Below are 21562 nucleotides of genomic sequence, written 5' to 3' on the forward strand. Positions count from 1 at the left end.
TGACTTGCTCCAAAAATTCAATTTTAAAAGATAACTAACGAACCGGTAACAAGCTATTATTTCTACAGGCATACATATCAAGATCAGCTTGAAAATCGGAATTTTTTCTTTGACGAATTGGAATGACTTGTTCAGAATGAGAGTAATTGAACAAAACTAGATGAAGACAGGCACTCAGTATTTTCAGAAATGGGCCAATTATGAGAACAGTGCTCGAATTAAGTCTCTTATTTACTCTTGCGATAGTGAGTGTAAGTTATGCTCTTGTGCGTGATGAGCTGCTTGAATTAAAGTTACAATGTCATTCTTATGGCTACGCCAAAATATCTGTTGATGAGCTGGGAGCGGTGGAATCAATCAAGCTCAAAAAGCCAGATGAATTAAGGACCACACCAGCTTCAACACCAAGGACAAATCAAGACCAAATGCATTTTGTTAAGATCGAACAAAATCATTGAATCCGTCCCTTTCCGGTTCACAACTTACTCCCTATACCTGCCTTGTCTTTGCGCGAGCGGTTCTTCCCAGATAGTTCGACCCAGTCAAGGGCCTGTTTACGGACCAGGCTGTTGATTGTTTTGTCGTCGCGAATTTAGGCCTGCAGATCTTCCAACGAATTGTCACAATGCAATCCATTCACTGAAAATCAACAGTTGTTATATCTATTGAATTAACTGAACTATCACCGTGGTCTCTGAAACGACGGGAAGTTTGCCATTTTGTAAAGCTGTTGCCCGGATAGTAAGTTTGGATTCATCCACAGTGGCAGCGGAGGCGTTAATTGTGATTGGGAACGAAGCCCGCGATTGATTACTGGCTACGTCGAGTACTTTGCTTGTGAACATTGTGGTTTTCGAATTGTCTTTGATAAGCTCAAGGCGAACAGGTTCCATCAGATTCTGTGACCGGCGAATGTTGACTGGAACAAAAAATTCCTTTCCGGCAGTTGCTTTCAAATCACTTTTTTCTGACGAAATCTTCAACAATGCGCCGGTGGGAAGGAAACCCATCCGTGTTTTCTGACGGGTCAAGGAATAGCGGACGTTGCCATTCGGGTCGGTGACCTTGGCAACACCGTTGACAACCATTCGTGACGTGCGTGTCGTTTCCAGCCATTCGGGTAAAAAGACCGGGTAGAGGATGCGATTCACATTTGGCGAGACGGCCAATTCAGGGCCACGTATACCTTGACGATGACGACCTTGCCGCGAAGTCATTTCCAAATTGATCGTTCCTTTAAAACCTTGATCGCGTTGTATCAATACCGGCGCTGGAAATGTAGTACCGCGGGGCCATTTGGTGACATCATCTTTCCCTTCCGCATCGATTGAAAATGGGGGTTGGATTGTTGTCGCAATCAATAGTGGACTTGAGGTAAAATGAACCGTTTTCTGATTATTGGTTTTTGTCTGCCCAACGATTGTAACAATCGAAGCCGAGGCCGACGCATTGGCAGCCACCGTCAATTCGATGCTGAAAGCTGATTTTCCGGCAGTAAATTTTAGATCTTTGGCCGTTGTGATGCCGGAAGGCAAATTCATAAGCGAAACATGAATCGGTTCTTTGTAGCCGCCGATGCGTATTGCCTTAATTGGTAGCTTTGTTTTTTTACCCAATGGGGCATTGAGAAACTCTGGTACCGTGAGTGTAAAACCAGGACGGGCTGCCTTGATTGTCATGCGATACACCGCCAGTTTCTGTCCACTCAGGCCAGATAAATCAGTAACAACAAGTTTATATTTTCCATCAGCGGGAACTTGAAAATATAAGGCGGCGTCGGTCGATCCTGGAATATCATCATTACGAGCCAGTTCTTTATCTTGAGCATCGAGTACTGTCAGTTCCATATCGAGCGGTGATGCGATCTCTTCCGCGGCCAGATGGATAGACCAGAGATCGCCTTTCTTTCCGGCAACCTGAAAAACATCTTTGCCAATTCGTTCGTCGAGGACACCAGTGATAGCCGCGGGCAGTGTCAGATTTTGTGTTGAGTTATTGGTCTCAACTGTTTCTGGCAGATCGGAAACCAGAAGAGAAAACGGGGGGGCAAGTCCGTGTGGAGTTTTGAGTTGATAAGAAAATGAATTGATGGATTTATCTCTTGGGAAACTGATCTTTTGAGTGACCGATTCCAGTTTTGCTACTCCTGTGGCGATGCCATATCCAACCAGTTCTACGGAGCGTGTTTCACCACGTCGACCAGCGGCGGGGATGGCTGCCACGACACGAGGAGCGTCAATGATTGATAATCGATAAACGAATTTCCGATTACCACGAAAGTCCGCATCGTACACGCTGATCGTGTACGATTGCTCGGCCTGGGCAGTAAAAGTGACAGCCGCTGAGTCATTGCCGGCTGTATCAACGGCGCTGACAACATGTTGACCATTAGAGTCATGTATTTCCAATGCTGCATTGAGGGGAGAACCCATCTTGCGTGCCACGATCAAGCAGGATACAGGACCTGATTTCTCTGCCGTGAAACGATAACGGTCAACCTCTTCAATTTTTTTGATTTGGCCTGAGATTGTGACGGGAATGTTCGATAATGTTTGAACTTGTTTTGGTTCATCGATTTCAAGTAATTCGGGACCTGTCGCAACGACAAAATATCCCGAGGCCGTTGCACCGTTGGCATTGGCGGCTTGCCAACGCACTATGCCAGGGGGAATGCCTGCTGGAATCGTCAATCTCGCCCGAGTCTCACGAGGCAGCAAAAAAGGCGCTCGACGTGCTTTTTTGCCGAACCAATAGGGGGGCTCAGGAACAATGATTGAACCTGGCTGCGAAACAATTTTCAACTGAATCCGTTTATCATGGACGAATAATTCCATGTCAGGCGTCCAATCATAGCCTCCTAGAATCACCTCCGTTGTCTGACCGGCTGACCCACCTGGCGGATACATATAGCCGATAGCTGGTGGCGTTTGGGCATTGACGGCGAGCGCTGTACAGCAGAAGACAAAGAGGGCTCCCAGAATTCGAGGAGCAGAATAGATCACAATTCTTTTCATCTAAACCAAACCTCTGATCATTTTCCCGCCGTTAACGATGGGAACTGGTCGCCCTAAAGGACCAAGATAGGTTTTTTCAGGGTCGATGCCCATCAATGTTGAAATAGTGTATAACAGATCGTTCACACCAATCGGTTCAGTACTGGGGGCAGCGGCATGTTTGTCAGTCGCTCCAATTACCTGCCCTGGTTTGATGCCACCACCGGCAAAGATAATCGTTTGTGCCATCGACCAGTGATCGCGTCCGGCTTTCGCATTCACGCGTGGTGTGCGGCCCATTTCCCCCATCATAATGACTAATGTTTCATCGAGCATGTTTCTTTGATCCAAATCGCTCACTAATGCACTAAAAGCGCGGTCAGCGTAGGGGATTAAATCAGTTTGCAAACTGGGAAAACAGTTGAAGTGTACGTCCCAGCCGGGCGCGTCGACACCTACAAATCGGCAACCACCTTCAACGAGCCTTCGGGCCAACAGCGAACATTGACCAATTTGTGTTCGGCCGTATGCGTCGCGTGTTGAATCTGATTCGGAATGAATGTCGAACGCTTTTTTTGCATCGGTTGAAGCAATGAGGTTGAATGCTTTTTCGTAGTAGGTCGACATCACTTTTGCTTGACCACTGTTTCGAGCGCGCTCCATTTCATCGATCCCCGTTAGCAACTTCTTACGTAAGCTCAAACGTTTTTGTGAAAGCTGTTTGCCCGGTCGGAGGTCTTTGACTTCAAAATCGGGTTGGGTTGGATCGGCCTCAATCACAAAAGGAGCATGTTCAGCTCCATAAAACCCTGGTCCGCCGCCTGCCATCGGGTGCGGTAAGTTGATATAAGCCGGTAATTCGCCGCGTGATCCCCGTTCGCGCGATACGATCGATCCGATCGATGGATAAAAAACATTATTCGGGACTGGATTATCACCATCCGCGAAAGTGGGCTTTCGCCCCGTCATCACATAATGATATCCAGTCGAATGGCCGTTGTCGCGGTGACTGTGGCTGCGCACGATTGTGTATTTATCAGCCAGCCCGGCACACAGAGGTAACTGGTTTGTGACATACGTGCCAGGTATCTTGGTTTGAATTGGTTTAAAGGGCCCACGGATTTCCAGCGGTGCTTCGGGTTTGGGGTCCCACATGTCCTGATGCGGAGGCCCACCTTCCAGGAAGAGGAAGATACAGGACTTGGCCTTGGGGGAGGCAGGTAATGCGGCTTTCGCGTGTAATTCTAACAGCCGCGGTAGTGTCAGGCCTCCAATCAAACCGCAGGCTCCCATTCGAAGGGAATGTCTGCGTGAGATGCCGTCGCAAGCCGAACTTTCTCGATTGCCGAGTGAGATTTTAAACATTCTCAATCCTCGTATTCAACTCAGTGAGAGGTATAAGTAAACTGTTGATTCAATGATTAAACACAAATTCCTTCGAGTTCATCAGCGCCCAAAGAACATCTTCCGACGCGGATCGGCGGTTGTCCTTCAATTCTTCGAAAGCCTGTAACATCAAGATTTTTTCTTTTTCTATCGGAAACCTTGATAGAGTGCCGAGATATAATTCATCAATAATTTCGCTGGGAGACAGAGACAACGCCAACCGCTGGACAGTGCCATGTCGATGACTGATTTTGGCAGCGATTTCAGGAGAATTCATCAAATGCATTGCCTGAGAGATACTGGGTTGATTACTTCGTTCACATTCACAGACCGAAGCCCGAACGGGTCGGCCAAAAATACGAAAGAAGTAAGAGGGCATTCGATTATCCCAAATTTGAATCGCTCGATAGCCTTTCGGCCAACCATTATACTTTTCCACGACACCAGTACTCTGGCAAATCGCGTCAAGTAAAACCTCAGCAGGCAGGGTTTTGTAAGTAGCATGTGAAAAGTTCTGGATATCGCTTTTGTTTGACTCTTTGGTCGCCGAACTCAATTGATAAACCCTTGAATTCAATAGAGTCCGTGTGAACGCTTTGATATCATAACGTAATTTTCGTAAATGATCGGCTAAAGCCTGCATCAGTGGTTCATTGGTAGCAGGGTTCGTAGCCCGCATGTCGTCGATCGGCTCGACTAATCCGCGACCAAAATAATGCGACCATAGTCGATTTGTAATCGCCTTGGAAAAAAATGGATTCTCATCTGACGTCATCCAGTCAGCCAGCACACGGCGGCGGTCGGCAACGTTGGTAAACCGGGCTGCTTCTGATCCCAATGCACGAGCAGAAACCAACTCACCACTGCGGGGGTGAGGAAGATCTTTCCCACCCAATGAGACAAGAGCTTGCTCTCCATTGGGAAGCTTCTTCAGTCGCAAGCCTGTAAAAAAACCGGCTAGCCCTACGTAATCCGCCTGACTCCATCTTTCGGACGGGTGGTGATGGCATTGAGCACATTCAATTCTCACTCCTAAAAGAAGCTGACTTATTGACCGAGCGGCTATATCCGGTTTATTCAAGATTTTGTAAAACGAACCTGGTCCTTCAGCCGAGGTATTGCCCTGAACCGTCAGTAACTCTCGAGCGAACTGGTCGAAGGGCCGATTCTCAATAAAATGTTTCTGCAACCAGCGTTGCATGGCAACGGTACCCTGTGGTGAGATCTTTAATTGATCTGCGCGCAAAATATCGAGCCATCGCATTGTGGAATAATCGACGTACTCATCCCGATTCAACAAGTGGTTGATAATTTTCTCTCGTTTATCAGTCGCGTTGTCATTAATAAAGAGACGTGCTTCAGCCGTCGTGGGGAGCGTGCCTATCGTATCTAGAAATACGCGTCGTAAAAAAGAAGCATCATCAGTCAGCTCGCTAGGTTCAATCCCTAACCGTTCGAGTTTATCCCACACCAGTCTATCGATGAAGTTATTTTCCGGTGGGCGCTCAAATTGCACTTTCGGCTGTGGTAAAGTAATCCGACAAACGGTGACATGACCCAGATAGCGAACCAGGATGGCAGCTTCACCGGGAATATCGCTGGCTTGAATCAAACCAGAGGAATTGACTTCGGCGATGGGGCCGGCATTCGATTCGTATTCAGATTCGGTCGTAACACACTGCTGTTTTCCTGATGCATTGATAGCTGTGACACGAAGCTGCTGAGTCTGACCAGCCAGGAGGGTTTGATCCTTCGGTTCGATTTCTATTCTGACAATTCGGTCACTTTTTTCATCTTCCAGTTCAAACTGAGCGCCTTCTGCAATCCAGCGCAATAAACGTTGGTCTCGGTAGCTACCCGGATTAATTTTTTGCCCACCGCCATGTGGTGTGCGGGCTGACCCTTTGCGAAACAAAATACTGTTTTCAGGGTTCGTTATTGAAACCCGTCGCCCATGACTTTCCATCACGAGTGACTGGTGATCTGAAATCGGGTCAAAACCGAAAATACTTAGCTTGAAGCCGTTCTGCCCTTCTGCCTTACCATGACAACCGCCGGAATTGCAGCGGGCTTTTGTGAGAATCGGTATGATTTCGTTACGAAATGAAACAGGACGAGGTGATTTCAATGACCGAACTTCTACGGGAATGCTGGTTCGTTGTCCTTGATAATGAACCACAAGTTTGCCTGTGCCATCGGAGCGAGGTCGAAGCAATCCTGATTCATCGACACTTGCGATACCCGGGGGGATAACTTCATAACGGACCACGCGTGAAAGATCATTTGAGAGATTTTTTGAACTCGCTTTGGTCACCAACACTTGTTGAGAAGCTTCAGGACTGTCGAGCAATATAGAGGGGGGGCTGATTCGTAATTCTACTGCAATACACGGAACGTCGAAACCTAATGTCACTATCGCCAAAAAGGCTAACAAATTTCGTGGGCAAAAATGGTTCACGTATTGATCTCAATAACAGAAACACAACCGAGATTGAATACAGATTATTGAATGCTAAAGCCGGTCAATGATATGCAGTATTGTAGATATGAATGAATATGAATACAACGCTTGATTCTTAACTAAGAACAGATAGGGAAATGAAAAAAGCCTATAGTGAAAACTTTAAGGAAGTATCACTCTATTTGTTCTCCTAAGATCGATCATCCATGAAGTCAAAACAGTTCGTGGATGGGTTTCCCCGTATCGATGATGCTGGTGGGACGTCCGGAATCGTCGTTGAAGTGGGTATCCAGCGGAATCCCCAGCGTTTGATAGATGGTTGCCAGCAAATCCATAGGCGAGGTTTTGCGTTCTAAAACTCCACCACCAAATTTTTCGCTGGCTCCCACCACTCGGCCTCCCCGCACGCCGCCTCCGGCGAACATCACGGTAAAGCAATTTGCCCAGTGATCCCTGCCGGCGTGGCCATTCATCATCGGTGTGCGACCAAATTCACCCGCACAAAATATCAAAACGTCATCCAGGATTCCACGTTGATCGAGATCCTGAATCAGCGTGGCGATCGCACGGTCCAAAGGATGCAGGTGTTCTTCAAGGCCTTTTTCGATGTCGTTATGATGGTCCCAATATCCCGTGTTGACGGTCACACAAGTGCTCCCTGCCTCGACAAGTCGCCTGGCCAATAAAGCACTTTGACCATATTGATGCCGACCATACTGATCACGGAGTTTGGTGTCCTCGCTACTCAAATCGAATGCCTTGCGAACACGTTCGCCGGTGACCATTTCCAATGCTTGCGTCTTAAAAGAGTCTAAGCCTTCGATCACTCCTGATTTGTCGACTTCGCGATTCAGCGTGTCAAATTTCTTAAGCAGCTCACGACGCGATTCGACACTCTTCAAAGTCAATCCTTTGGGAAGTGCCAGGTTCGGGACTTTGAAGTTTTTGGAATTCGGATCGGTTCCTAGTTCAAACGGGTTGTGTGATTTCCCCAGATAGACCGCCCCCTGATAACCAAAGGCTTCAGACTTGGGAATTGTCACATAGGGTGGTATATGCTCCGAGTGAGCACCCATTGTGCGAGAGATCACAGAACCAAAGGATGGTTTTTGTGCGGCATTGCGAGCCAGCGTAGGACCAAAGTAACCCGTTTGCATCCAGTGCGCAGAAGGGGCATGAATCCCGTTTTCATGATGGACTGACCTGATTTGTGAAATCTGATGCATGACTTTCGCCTGCAAAGGAAAGCGTTCTGTCACCTGAATGTCAGAGACCGAAGTTGAAATAGGTCGATACATACCACGATATTCCGCGGGAGCGTTGGGTTTCATATCGTACGTGTCTTGTTGACTCATACCACCATTGGTCCAGAACACAATCAAAGATTTCTTCGTTTTAGGTCGGGCTGTCTCTTTAGCCGATGCGCGTAGTCTCAACAAATCAGAAAGCCCCAATCCCAACAGCGGCGCTCCAATTTGAAGAAAATTGCGACGGCTGAATCCGTCAACATGCGAGTATCGTGTTCCTGAACCCGATAACATAAACTCGATCTCCAAAGTGTGTAGTTTTTGACTTAGTCAATCACAGAATCCACAGTCAGTGATTCATCATGAACTCATTCGTTGCCAACAGAGCCCATAAAAATGAACGGTATCCCTCTTGTCTGCTTTGTTCGGCTTTGAGATATTCAACCGCGATTTTTTCTTCTGCCGCACGAGGAGTTCGAGACAACGTTCTTAGAAAAATAGCACGTACATTTTCTGAATGCGTTTTCGTATTCGTCCCCAGTCGCTCGATATATCCATTTTGATCCGTCATTTTCCGCTGAATCTCTTTTGAATTGACCAATTCAAGAGCTTGAGACAAAGCGGGGGCATCCGTTCGTTCGCATTCACATGCAGAAGTACGCGAAGGACGTCCAAACGCGTCTAAAAAATTCAGACGAACATTTTCGTCAGGCAAATTGACAGCCCGCATTCCCTCAGGGAATTGACCCGGCCCACCAGGAAAGATGGTCGGAACATCTAAGACCTGGCTGATGCCATCCAGGAGGACTTCAGCAGAAAGTCGTTTGGGATAATAGCGCGCAAAACACTGTGTATCCTCAGTATTCGTTTTGTTGGGAACGGAACTGAGATGGTATGCATAAGAGTTGGTGATAACGCGAATCAATCCTTTAACGTCATAGCCATTTGCAGCAAAATCGTGGGCCAATTCATCGATCAGCGCGGGATTCGTAGGTGGGTTCGTACTGCGGGCATCATCAATCGGATGAATAATCCCACGTCCAAAAAAGTGCCCCCACATTCGATTCACCATCGTGCGGGCAAAAAAAGGATTCTCAGGACTTGTCATCCATTTCGCCAGACGATGCCGCGGATCTTCAAAACGGGAAATTGTAAAGTCCGGCCCTCCTAATGGACGAGGTTGCATGAGTTTGCGAGTACGCGGATTTCGTACTTCACCTTCGTTTTTCAGGTAGATGATTTCATCCGTGGGAACTTCGGCATCAGCAAATCCGCCCTTGCGCCCCACTCGGCTGAAAACGGCAGCAAACGAATAGTAATCATCCTCACTCCAACGTTCTGCGGGATGGTGATGGCATTGAGCACATTGAATTCGGACACCCAAAAATGACTGCGCGATTGATTCCACATAACCGGGAGTCGTTCGGACGGAACGATACCAAATGGCAGCGGGATTCTCTGCCTGACTTCCCGAGGCAGTCAGAATTTCAGAAACAAAGCGATCATAGGGCTTATTGGATAAAATGGAATCGCGAATCCATGAAGAGAAAAGCATCGTTCCCGATCGTTGTTTTCGAGTCGAATAACCACTCCCTCGATTTTGTAAAATATCGGCCCATTTCAAAGCAAAATAACTGGCGTATTCAGGACGCTCCAGCAATCGATCAATTAACCTCCGCCGTTTGTCTGAGCGTTGATCAGCAAGATAATCGGTTACTTCATCAGCCGTGGGTAATGTACCGCAGATATCTAACGTCACACGACGGATAAAAGTGGCGGCGTCAGTCTGAGGAGAAGGCGCGATACCCAGTTTTTTCCATTGTCTTACCAGATGCCGATCTACTTTCGTAAATTCTTGAGAAGATGGATATTCTTCCTCATGCGGGATTTTTATCGTCTGATAGGGTACGACTCCTTGAAACACCGCGATCTTATCCCCAAAGCGAGCCATCACAGCAAAAAGCCCGCCACGAGATTGTGTAGTAACAAGTCCCTCCTCATCAACATTGGCTATCTCTGGATAATTGGATTCATAGACCGCCTGCCGGGACACATCGCGCTGAGTACCTCCGGTAAAGTGAGCCACCACTTGTAACTTCACACTGGTATTCTGTTTTAAGACTCGATCTTGTCGTGCTAAACTGATACTCAACAACACAGGCGCATCGGGGTCTGGTCCGGGTGCCCCCTGTTCAATCCAATTTCGGAGCACTTTGTAATCAGCGGAATCATATTCCAACTGCTTGCCCCCCCCATGTGGAACCCTGCCAATTGCTTTTGACAAAAGCAGGCTCTGATCCGGGTCTGCAGGAAATATCCGTCGACCTCGCGATTCCAGAGCAATTGCTGAATAATCCATTTCTGGATCGAATCCCAACAACGAAATCTTGAAACCATTCTGGCCCGACGATTTCCCATGACAACCGCCACTATTGCAACTTAGCTTGGTGAGAACGGGAACCACGTCCGTCAGAAAATAGACTTTCCGGTCCTTTTGTTTTGATTGTGTTGATTTCTCAGCACCCTGGAGATCAGCGTTCAAGACTGGCATCATAAAGAGGGTTAGACAGACAACCAGCTTATACCAGCGTAGAAATTTCAAGTTGTGATTGAGACTTAACATGCTTTTATTGATTGCCAGTTAAAGACTACTTTGTGATCTCCAGGTCAAGGAAACAGCTTCCATGATACACTGGTTGCTCTTCCACGACCCCGACAGCCGACAACCTTATGAACGGCAGTCTTCCTATAGGGGCATCATCGTTCGCAATGATCTGAAGGGTTCCCGTATCGCTTTGACCAACAAAAGTGACTCCCCGCACACGTAGCCCATCAAGTGTATCAGCTGCTTCGAGTTCGGTATGAATTTTATTAATGAAACCATTAATACGCTTCGCAGAATATTTCACCTGAATCGTTTCTCCACGTCGAATCTTGCCTGGTGCTTTAGAATCAACAGCGACTACAAATGCAGCCGGTTTGACTTCAAAGGTGACTGGGTTGCTAAACACGGTGACAGACTGTTTCTGTTCCTTATTTGAGCCAGAGTTCTTCATCACATTGGTTTGAGACTGGACTGTAATGGTATATCGACCGACGGGCAGATAGGGCGGCAAATAAAAACTGAGATACCCTTTATTCTTTCCAGCGGCAATGGTGGCTGTCTGGTTTTGAATCATATTGGGAACTCCCACTCCCATTAGATTCACTTCTTCACTATCGCCGGGCTCACGCCCTTCAACCTGAACCGCTACATCTAAAACAGAACCGGGGGAATGTCGAATATTCATCTCGCCGAATAGATGGTGCTTCCGCTTTTCATGTCCATCCGCCGTAATTCGAAAAGGAGCCTCCCCCGAAACCGCCAGCGGAATTTCTGTTGTAAGACGACTTGATCCGTTCGGCACATCTGTCCGTACGATGGTTCCGCTGCGTACGCTTATTCTTCCGGTTTGAGCAGAGTCTCCATAGAGAGTGAGATTTCCGTAATAGGGAACCGCATCGGCATCAGCAGTCACTGTGAGCGTTGCACGATTTTCCTCAGGTCCTAACCAGATGTCAGGACAATGAATTCCTTGCGGGAGGTTACTCGCGCTGACTCGAATGGATTCAGTCATTCCTCGCTTACGCAAAGCAATCACATTCAAAATCGCACGACCACCGCGCCTCACGTTGAGCGAGGCAGGCTTCTCATTGTGAGAGACGACTGTCAGATAAAACTCTGGTTCCTGGCGTCTTAAATTGAATCGGTAGATGCGCCGTGCATCATCATCCAGGCCACCGCGTAAATTTTGTATCATGATCAAATAACGCCCATCTTCCGGTACAACCCATTTCCCGGCAGGATCAAGATGGCTTAATTTGAATTGCTTCCCGCCACTATTTTTCACTTCGTCACTGAACTGTTCCAAAGTCTTCATTGCCGAAGCATCGAACAGGCGAACGTCAAGATCAACGGGGGAATTAATCCGTTGACCAAATGCTTCAATCCAGATGACTTCTCCTTTTTTTGCTTGAACGGCATACCAGTCTTTCTCATCACCTGCAATCAATTGGCCACTAACCTCAGAGGGAATCGATATTTCCCGGGCAGTGTCAGGTCTCTGGTGCCCTTTTAATTCTCGAATGACGGGAACATCGGTCAAACCAATCAGTATAGGTGCATGACAATTCTCCAGATGAAATGCAAATCCATCAACCTCAGCCTGTTCGCTATGACGCCGAATGGGGAATGGAATGGAATCGTTTTCTGCAGAAGGTGTGATTGTTAAATCGAGCCGCTCATATTTATTATCCGCGATCGAATGTTTCTGTTTTCCTTGTGATTGACCATTCTGCTCCACATCGCCCAATTCCAGACGCTGTCTTTCAAGTTCATAATTTTTATTCTCGACGATTTTTTGATTTGTTTTTTGATTGAGTTTTCCCAGGTTCCAACCATAAATCGATACTCGTGAACTGGCCCCGCGCTGGATGACAGCCGGGACGGTAAATAACATGCGCGGACCCGAATCGATATCAAGCCGATAAAAATGGTCAGAACTACCCGAATAGACGAGATCAAACACTTTGACAAAATAGACACCATCAGCGGGAACCCGGAAAGGGATCAATGGATCTATCCCAATAAATCCTCGATTGACGGCCAGACGCCGTCCCCTGGTATCGTAAACCTCTAAGATTGCGCGCAGACTGGAATCTAGCCGTTCTGCCCAACACTCGATGATGACTCGTTGTCCCTGTTTGGCGGAAAACTGAAAGACATCAACATCCCCTTTTTTCTCGATACGTCCGTTAATCGAAACATCAGTCAAAGTGGCTTGTGAAGATTGAAGATTTTCATTTGGTTCAACTTCAAGTAAGTCGGATCGATTACCAACAAAAAAAGTTCGCGGCGAACTCAATCCATTGCGACAAAGAACCCGCACATCGTAGGATCCCGCGGGTACGCTTTCGGGAATAGAAACACGAAATCGATTCTTCGCAATTTTCGCAGATGAGATGTCGGATCGACTGATGATCAATCGCGAAACATCATCCAAAGCAGTACCGGCGACTGTCAATTCAATCGTACTACCCGATGGTCCTCCCGCCGGAAACACCGACTTTAAAACGGGATTGGGAAGCTGAGCCCATACGTTCGTCACAATCACAAGCTGAAAGCTGAGAGCAAACAGACTGAATCGGCCCAGGCGATACACGATTAGCTTTCCCCTCTTCTCTGGCAAAATTCCAGAAATCGATTCACATTGATAATAGATTAGATTATTTAGTTTCAAATGGCACTGATGAATTCAGTCGTTTCACTCTGTGTCTCAACGATCACCAATCTCACATATTTAGTCTTTCAATCTAACATCGCGAAAATTGTCAGCGTGAAATTTCATTAATTTGAGACCTTCTTTCTCATAGATTTTTGAAGCGCTATGTGGCACATCTGGCACAATCAGCTTTTCAAAAGGAATCTTGAGTGACTTCAGGAAGGTCATATAGGCAAGATTATTTTGGTAATTGAAACCTTTAGTGCCAACATGAATCAAGATCCGAAGGGGAGGCGCCGGATGCTGGGCATACTTGCGGGCCAGATCGTATGTGTTATACCCTTTGGTGAATATCAGATTCGGATTTTCCTGACCGTTTTCTTCCGAAATGCGTTTCTCGGTCGCATGACCAGCGCCCCCAGGTGCTGCAGAACAGAATAGCTGCGGATGCTTGAACATAATGCGTGTCGTGCCACGACCTCCTTGCGAGAAACCTTCAATACCGCGTCCCTTCCGATCGGCAATCGTACGATAGGTTGTGTCGATGTACGGGATCAACTCCTTCACAAAAACATCTTCACCCATCGCATGCTCGCGTTCGGGCATATTGTAATGACTGACAGGGCCACCATTCACAAATACATAAATCATCGGCGCCACATTACCTGCTGTAATATGTTTGTTGGTATACTGCGCCAATCGCACGCTCTTTGTTTCGCCCCCGGGTCGACCACCATGCAGGTAGTAAACCACTGGAAATCTTTGTTTTCTGTTTTTTGGATCGCTGTATTGTGGTGGCAGGTAGATACAGTATCCTACATCGACCTTCATGGAAGGACTGCGAAATGTCGCATGTTGCACACCCGGAATTTTCTGCTTTAGCTCATTCACCCAGCGGAATGGTTGTGGCTTCTTTTTTGGTTTTTTATTTTGCCCGCAAGCCGGATCTGCAATCAACAGTAATGCAAATGCTATGGCGAAAAAATAACGTAAAACAGATTCTAGCTGAAAAATTCGACAGCGCATAAATTGTTCTTAATTCTAGATCAGGTTTTTGTTTTTGTGGGACGCTTCGCTTCGGCAGTCATCCGGTAGACACGAACGGCACCGTCAGAATGTGCTATTACTAAGTGCCGTCCGTCACTGAGTAAATCGAGGCCGCGAGCCGCAGTAGAAAGCTTCATTGTATGGAAGAATTCTTTCTCACCCGGTTTCCTAAACCACAACTCGCCTTTGCCACTGCGATTTGCTCCGGCACCAATTAGAAAACCATCAGGATGATATCGCACCCCCCAGGCAATTCCCTGAAACGTTTTTTCGGGTTTGAGTTGGGCCTTCTCTTTGCCGGTTTTCCAATCAAACAGCATGATAATCGGGTCTTGCACGCCAGCAAACGAGTTGACTACTTTTGTAATCCCTGCGCTGGCCAGTTCGCTGCCGTCAGGGCTAAATTGTAAATCGCGGGCTCCACCCATATCGGCGGCGAATTTGTTGTCGTAGCCAGTCATCACACTGGCATCGATACTTCGCGCCTGCTTGCCAGTTTTCATGTCCCAGATTTTGATGAAGCCCATCAAATCTTGAGAAACGAGATGATGGCCGTCGGGATGAAAATCGACAGCATACACATGCCGCTCGTGACCTTTGAATGTTTGTAACAGTTTTCCATCTTCGACATTCCATACCTTTATCAGCAAATCATTCCCACAGGTGGCAAGTTTTTTCTGATCGGGAGAAATGCGTACCCAGCGTGCCGAACCTGTGTGAGCCTGAATCGTCATGATCGGTTTCGGTTGAGTGTCTGTCATGTTCCAGACTTTGATATCGCCACCCCAACAAGCCGAGTACAGCCTGCTGCCATCCTTCGAGAAATCAAACGACCGGACCCAACTGGTATGGCCTTTAAGAGTACGATTAGACTTGGTCTGCAAGTCCCAAACTTGAATGTCTAAATCTTGAGCACCAGCGACAACATATTTTCCTGTGGGATCGGCCCGGCAGGAAGTCAGCGGAAACTTATGTTTGAACTCCGAAACCTGATGCGTTTTTTCGAGATCGATGGCTTCATAATCAACGACCGGTTTCTTTGCAACAAGGGCATCACTCGTATCGGATTGATTTACATTCATGACAACAACTCCTTGATGGGTTGTGCAGTTGGGTCGCCGATGGGAATCGAACGGCCTGCAATATCGTGATCATTCGTGGAATCAATCCCAAGTGCCTGTAAGTAAGTATGAAATAGATGACCTGCATCAACCTCACGATCAGCGACAGCTGTCCCTTTCTCATTAGTTGTTCCGATAATAGCCCCCGGTTGAATTCCACAACCTCCCAGGGCAATTGACCAGGCCGTCCCCCAATGGTCACGTCCATAACGAACATTAATTTTTGGAGTGCGGCCGAATTCAGAATAGACCATCACCAACGTGCTTTCCAGCAGACCCCGTTGGTGTAAATCATCCACCAGCATGGCAAACGTTTTGTCAAATTCGCCCAGTTGTTCGAGATGAAAGTTGAAGTTCTCGGCATGCGAATCGTACCCGTGGTGTGTCACTTTGACACAGGTCGCATTATTTTCAAGTAAAGCTCTGGCCAGTAAACAGTTTCGACCAAAATCATGTTTACCATAACGTTCCAGATCTTTGGGATCGGGTGCTTTCTCGAATAACTCTTTCCGGCCCATGAGCTTGGCAGCCTGTTGGAATGACGCATCGAATGATTCTGTCAACGATTTCGGTCGACCAACCCTGAACTGTTGATTAAACTGCTCTCGGAGTTGAACGCGGCGTGCATCAGCAGTTTCATCAAGACCCTTCGGTACCGCCAAGTTTTTCGGAGGCTTAACACCTTCAAATTTCAATTGCCCGTGCTGTGCACCTAGAAACGCAGACGTACTGTCAGTCAAACCGCGCGTCGAAATGTGAATATAACCCGGCAGCTCGCTATTAGCAGGTGCCAGATATTTTGAAGCAATTGAACCAACATAGGGATACTCACCGGCGCGTCTGCCCTTCTCCATAAACAGTCGACCTTGTCGATGGTCGTTTGTCTTCAAGTTGATACTGCGCACAATAGAAAGCAAATGCATCTGCTTCGCAGTGTAAGGCAAGAGTTCCGATATATGCATGCCCGGAACCGATGTCGGAATGGCGCGAAAGGGGCCACCATGCTCCGTCCCCGGCTTCGGATCCCACGATTCCAACTGGCTGACACCACCTTGCAGGTAAATTTGCAAAACGCGCTTGTGTTGGCCTTTGATTTTTTCTGCGGTGGCGGGTGAGCCAAGTAAGCCCAATCCCATCGCACCGGCGGCGCCCGCTAAAAACTGACGCCGAGCCAGATGGTGATCCAGATGGTTACATCCTTGATTACGTCGCATCGTTTAGCCTACTGACTGTCGAAGAGGAATGCTTAAGATGGTTATTAATGATTGAAGCGAAATTCGTCGGAAGAAAGTGCCGCCCAAACCAGTTGCTGTAAAGCTTGTTGAGATTTTTTCTGGTTGTCGTTTAAGTACGCCACCACATTTTCTGCTTCTGTTTTTTCTGGTAATCGGGAAAAAACGCTCAGGTAAAGTTCTTCAGCGATTTCAGAAGAAGTTTTGAGTTTCTTGAGTCTAGCAGTCAGATTGTCTCCAGCAGGCACTAACCAGGATTGCACCAACGGTCCGTTTCGCAAGAACAACGCCTGATCCGCCGAGGCATCAAAGCGGGAACTCTGTGCCCCCACAAAACCAAATGTGGTAATAAACGCCGTCACATTTTTATTTAAGGCACCGTGCAGAGCTTCTTCCTGCCATAATGGTTCTTCTATTTTTTTTGCGCCGTTTTTGGGGTCGGCCTTGATCTGTTTTGTTTTGAGACTTTTAAGTGTTTTTGCCGTCAGACCGGTTGCCTGCATCATCGACCAGGCAAGTTGCTCGGGAGAGAGTGGCTTGAGCTGACCAACACCAAAATTAATTTCTTTTGCGATTTCAGATTCTGCAGAAATTTGACTGCTGCGTTGATACGTTTTTGACAGCGCCAGTTCGCGAAGTATCAATCGCATGTTGTAACCGTTTTTTTGTAACTCGTTTGTTAACAGATCAAGTAACTTGGGGTGGGAGGGTGGATTATCTGCATGCCACATATCGAGCGGTTCCACAAAACCACGCCCCATCATCATCGCCCACAACCGATTGGCAATGTTTTGCCGAAAGGCAATGTTCGTAGGATGTGTCATGGCATTTGCCAGTTGCAATCGTCGGCTGTAAACTGGCACTGATCGCACATTTTTAGCCGGCTTCACTTTGTAATCTGCTTTCGCATCTGCCGGGTCGACGATTTCAGGCAAGTCGAGCATTCGAGGAGCGGTCTTACCTTCCTCTTTGGTAAATACTGATGTAAATGAAACCAGTCCTTCCGCCTTTTCACCGATGGAAGTTTTTTTCGTTTTCGGATCTTTGTAGAGATATGTACGGTTCAAAAACGCATTCAAACCGTGGTAGTGCCTTTGCAGATAATCATTGACATTGGGATGGTCATGACATTGGGCACACTCTAAGTCGCGCCCCAAAAACAGTCTACCCAAATCGCGCGTGACCAGTTCGGATTTTAATTCGCGATCAAGCAGGAACTTGACAGCGGGACGTGTTTTTTTATCTGTGCCATCAACGGATAATATTTCGCGGACTAACACATCCCAGGGTTTGTTATTCAAAAATGATGTTCGTAAATAATTCCGCCATTCGACAGCAGGCACATGTTTATCGGGACGGCGTTCCATCAACATGGTGTCGAAAACATATTGCATCCGCCGCGCGTGCTCAGGAGATACCAAAAGTCGATCGATTAACTGCGTTCGCTTATCAGTTGATTTCTCGCCCAAAAAAGCACGCACTTCATTAGAAGTCGGAATCGTTCCCGTCAAATCAAGAGTCACTCGCCGCAAAAATGTAGCATCATCGGATGGAGCGCTCGCGGTTTTTTCAAACTTCGCTTTTCCTACTCCAATCAACAAATCGATCTGTTGATGCAGAGGAATCTCTACAGAGAAAGCAGTAGCCGGTAAGGCAACAAAAAGTGCCAGGCAGGCAACCAGATATGGGATGGAACGTAAACTCATAAGATCACGCCATTTAGGAAGGATTAATCAGGAAGGGGCCAATGAAGAATCAGCCATCTACGAGTGATACATATTCTATCGGAGTTCGACGCCAAAATCAATAATTTCCCCGGAAACATACCTTTTATACTACATTTCCTAACTAAGCGCCGGCTGAACCCATTCCAAAATCAGAATCATCCAGTAAATCACGCCGATCTCAGAACAATGGATAACGTCTCCTGCATCAATAAATGCACTTCTACATTCTCTCCGATTTCAACTAATGATCAGCGCTTCCCGTACACGGGTGGCTTCCAATCTTTGGGTAATTTTCCTTGAGGACGTACGCCATACGCATCGGATGGGATGGGGTGATCCGCTGCCTGCTTGAGCGGAATGCCATCAGCCAAGTGTTTAATTTTAAAATCTTTGTATTGAATTTTCATTTTGGGACCCACATGAACCTGCACCGCAAGCACGCCTTCCAGCGCGCGACCTTTAGCATCCAGATCGATCAGGTCGGCCGTCTTATGACCATCAATCCAGTGCTGATGATGGTTTCCTTCAACCAGCACACGGAAGTCATGCCACTCATCGGGGGCAAATGTTTTAACAGGCATTGATCCAACTACCCAGGGCTGACCCGCAGGATCAATAATGACTTTCTCGCCCGTATGTGACAATATTCGACGGCCCTTCTCTTCATATAACATGCCATTGTACTTCGGAACATTCGCGACAACGTCACATTGATAACCGGTCACAATGTCCAATCCGAGATCAGGTCGCGATAATCCGCGATACTGAATACCACTGTTCCCACCCTCGGTGACCTTGACTTTCACACGCAAATCAAAATTACGAATGGTAGAATCTTTCCAGGTAATAAAATGGTTCACTTTCAATGCGCCGTCCGTTTTCCCCGTAAGGGCACCCTCTTCCACCGACCAATATTTCGGATCTCCATCCCAACGACGCAATGTTTTTCCATCGAAGACTTTGATAAAGCCCTCTTTGTCCGGCTTGGCACTGGCTGCAGCGGAAGCCTGGGGATGTGGAACTGTGGACGCAGTGAATTTACCCTTGAGCGGATCAAGTGGACCACCAAGTTGAGTAACGCGGTCAGTCGTTCGTTGTCGCATTGCTCTCAGCGTTTTCACGTGCCCAGGATCAGCGGCCAGATTCATTAATTCGTCAGGATCGTTTTTCAGATCGTGCAGAAATTCATGATTCCCATGATCGAAATAACGTACGTACTTGTATCGTTGGTTGCGCAAACCTTCAAATGCGGGAATACGATTGCGGACGGCAAAATGTTCGTGAAACGTTTCTGTCCGCCAGTCGGCAGGTTTTTGCTTGTTAACAATCGGCTGTAAACTGTGCCCCTGGTATCTCTCAGGAATTTTGACACCCGCCCAATCAAGAAAGGTCGCTGGCAAATCTAGATTCAATGCCAGCGCGTCGCTGACTTTACCCCGTTGTGTTTCCGGAACGCGCGGATCAGCCACAATCAGAGGCACTTTGATCGCTTCCTCGTAATGCGACCACTTTCCTGCCAGACCGCGGTTGCCCATGTAATAACCGTTGTCAGCGGAATAGACGATAATCGTATTGTCGGCCAGTCCCGCTTCTTCAAGCGCCCGCATGAAACGCCCAATCGCACCATCGATTCCGCTAACCATGCGATAGTATGCACGCATATTCGTCATATATTTTTCATCGGTATTCCAACGCCAGAAGAAACGCTCCCGATTGATGGTCGTTTTCAAAAAATCGGGATGTCCGTTGAAGATGGCCGGATCACTCAGACGCGGTGATGCGATTTCAATGTCTTCATACATGCCATCCACGGCACGCGGCCATGGAAAGTGACCAATGCCCGGTCGGCGATCGCCGTCCTCTGCGTGACAGGCATTGAACCACATATTCAACGCGAATGGTTTGCCCTTCGGTTGTGATTTCACAAAATCAATTCCACGATCTACAATCAGTTCCGTTTCGTGGCGCAGGCTTCCATCCGGTTGTTTTTTGTAATAAGGATTCCGACCGATCGCTTCAAACTCATCAAAGTGATCTTCCTTGCGATAGCCTTTAGGCATTTTGGCATGCCATTTCCCGAAGTAGCCAGTTCGATATCCGTTTTTGCGCAGAATGTCAGAATATAATGTCTGCACTGCATCGGGTCGTGCCAACTCAGGATTCGCTGATGTGCCATAACTACGACCAGTCAACCCACTGAGAATCGTAGTCCGGCTTACCCAACAGATGGCTTGACTGACATAGGCATTTTCAAATCGCGTACCACGGGCCGCCAGATGATCAATGTTCGGTGTCTGTATCACCGGGTTGCCATAACAACCAATCGTACTGGTCGTTTGATCGTCGGCAAAGAAAAAAACAATATTCGGCCGCTCGGCTGCAGAAAGAGGGACAAGCGATACAAAAAACAGTGGCAAGAGATAAAGAATTGTTTTCATGGAAGTAGATTCACCAGTTGGAAGTTCCAGTCCTCGATCAAACTTAACGATTGAACAAAGCAGGGATAGATTGAGTTTGGTCAGGTTACAGTATTCAGTATTCAGTATTCGCAAATTTATCATGCCAGTATCCCAAGTCTCAGACGACCCGTTAATGGCAATAGTTGAATAATTTTAACTGACCAGACAGGCAAAGGCGACCCTCTTCACGGAAACATCGAGAGAGGCCGAGCCGACATTCAGTCGCGACAATGGTCCCTCGTCCACTGTAAAATCAATTAGCCTTAACGATTTTGCTCAAAATCGGATGATTATCGCGGATGTGATAGGACAATGCTTTGCGGGCAGTAGACCACTCTTTTTTGATCAGTGCTTTAAGAATGGACTGGTGCTGCCTGACTGTTTCGATGGCCGTTGCCCGATCCTGATCTTCCCAGTCAAACAGAATATCATAATAGCGACCCTGTCTCTGGAAAAAGTCCTGGATGTAATAGTTCCCTGCTTTATCGATGAGATATTCGTGTAAAGAATTATTAATTAATACACGCTCGGTCTCTGATTCGGGAATCACGTTTCCTTCCAAAATTTTCTCAAGATCTTCTTTTACCAGATGCGGTTTGGCCAACTCCAGCGCTTTCAACTCAAGCAA

At 47.3% G+C, this 21562-nt stretch carries 13 protein-coding genes; 1 reads left to right on the forward strand and 12 read right to left on the reverse strand.

What is annotated here, in order from left to right:
* Positions 1–200 precede the first annotated feature (200 nt).
* On the forward strand, positions 201–458 hold the full coding sequence (locus Q0668_RS04400; protein ID WP_298860361.1) for a hypothetical protein: 258 nt from the start codon (positions 201–203) through the stop codon (positions 456–458).
* 204 nt (positions 459–662) lie between these two features.
* Here Q0668_RS04400 and Q0668_RS04405 read toward each other — a convergent pair whose 3' ends face one another.
* From Q0668_RS04405 to Q0668_RS04460, 12 genes are all read right to left on the reverse strand, one after another.
* Entirely contained in the window at positions 663–3014 is a 2352-nt protein-coding gene (locus Q0668_RS04405) for a PPC domain-containing protein (protein WP_298860364.1), read from the reverse strand.
* Positions 3015–4358: a DUF1501 domain-containing protein gene (locus Q0668_RS04410; protein ID WP_298860366.1), complete on the reverse strand. Its 1344-nt coding sequence runs from the start codon at positions 4356–4358 to the stop codon at positions 3015–3017.
* 49 nt (positions 4359–4407) lie between these two features.
* Positions 4408–6837, reverse strand: a complete 2430-nt coding sequence (locus Q0668_RS04415) for a DUF1549 domain-containing protein (RefSeq protein WP_298860369.1) — start codon at positions 6835–6837, stop codon at positions 4408–4410.
* A gap of 215 nt (positions 6838–7052) precedes the next feature.
* Positions 7053–8381: a DUF1501 domain-containing protein gene (locus Q0668_RS04420; protein ID WP_298860372.1), complete on the reverse strand. Its 1329-nt coding sequence runs from the start codon at positions 8379–8381 to the stop codon at positions 7053–7055.
* Positions 8382–8436: 55 nt separating this feature from the next.
* Positions 8437–10710, reverse strand: coding sequence for a DUF1549 and DUF1553 domain-containing protein (locus Q0668_RS04425; RefSeq protein WP_298860375.1), 2274 nt, complete (start codon positions 10708–10710; stop codon positions 8437–8439).
* Positions 10711–10735: 25 nt separating this feature from the next.
* Entirely contained in the window at positions 10736–13288 is a 2553-nt protein-coding gene (locus Q0668_RS04430) for a PPC domain-containing protein (protein ID WP_298860378.1), read from the reverse strand.
* A gap of 138 nt (positions 13289–13426) precedes the next feature.
* A complete protein-coding gene (locus Q0668_RS04435) occupies positions 13427–14374 on the reverse strand; it encodes an alpha/beta hydrolase-fold protein (RefSeq protein ID WP_298860381.1) in 948 nt (315 codons plus the stop codon).
* A 20-nt stretch (positions 14375–14394) separates the two neighbouring features.
* On the reverse strand, positions 14395–15477 hold the full coding sequence (locus tag Q0668_RS04440; RefSeq protein ID WP_298860384.1) for a WD40 repeat domain-containing protein: 1083 nt from the start codon (positions 15475–15477) through the stop codon (positions 14395–14397).
* Positions 15474–16730 (reverse strand): DUF1501 domain-containing protein, encoded by a 1257-nt coding sequence (locus tag Q0668_RS04445; RefSeq protein ID WP_298860387.1) that lies wholly within the window; start codon positions 16728–16730, stop codon positions 15474–15476. Before Q0668_RS04445 ends, Q0668_RS04440 begins: the two co-directional genes overlap by 4 nt.
* A gap of 44 nt (positions 16731–16774) precedes the next feature.
* Positions 16775–18454 carry a DUF1549 domain-containing protein gene (locus Q0668_RS04450; protein WP_298860390.1) on the reverse strand — a complete coding sequence of 560 codons (1680 nt, stop codon included), beginning with the start codon at positions 18452–18454 and terminating at the stop codon, positions 16775–16777.
* Positions 18455–18723: 269 nt separating this feature from the next.
* Complete coding sequence (locus Q0668_RS04455; protein WP_298860393.1) at positions 18724–20913, reverse strand: sulfatase-like hydrolase/transferase; 2190 nt, start codon at positions 20911–20913, stop codon at positions 18724–18726.
* Between the two features lie 274 nt (positions 20914–21187).
* Positions 21188–21562: FCD domain-containing protein (locus Q0668_RS04460; protein WP_298860396.1), on the reverse strand; the 375-nt coding region annotated here is incomplete at its 5' end.

The sequence above is a fragment of the uncultured Gimesia sp. genome (assembly GCF_937910335.1).
Classification (GTDB): domain Bacteria; phylum Planctomycetota; class Planctomycetia; order Planctomycetales; family Planctomycetaceae; genus Gimesia.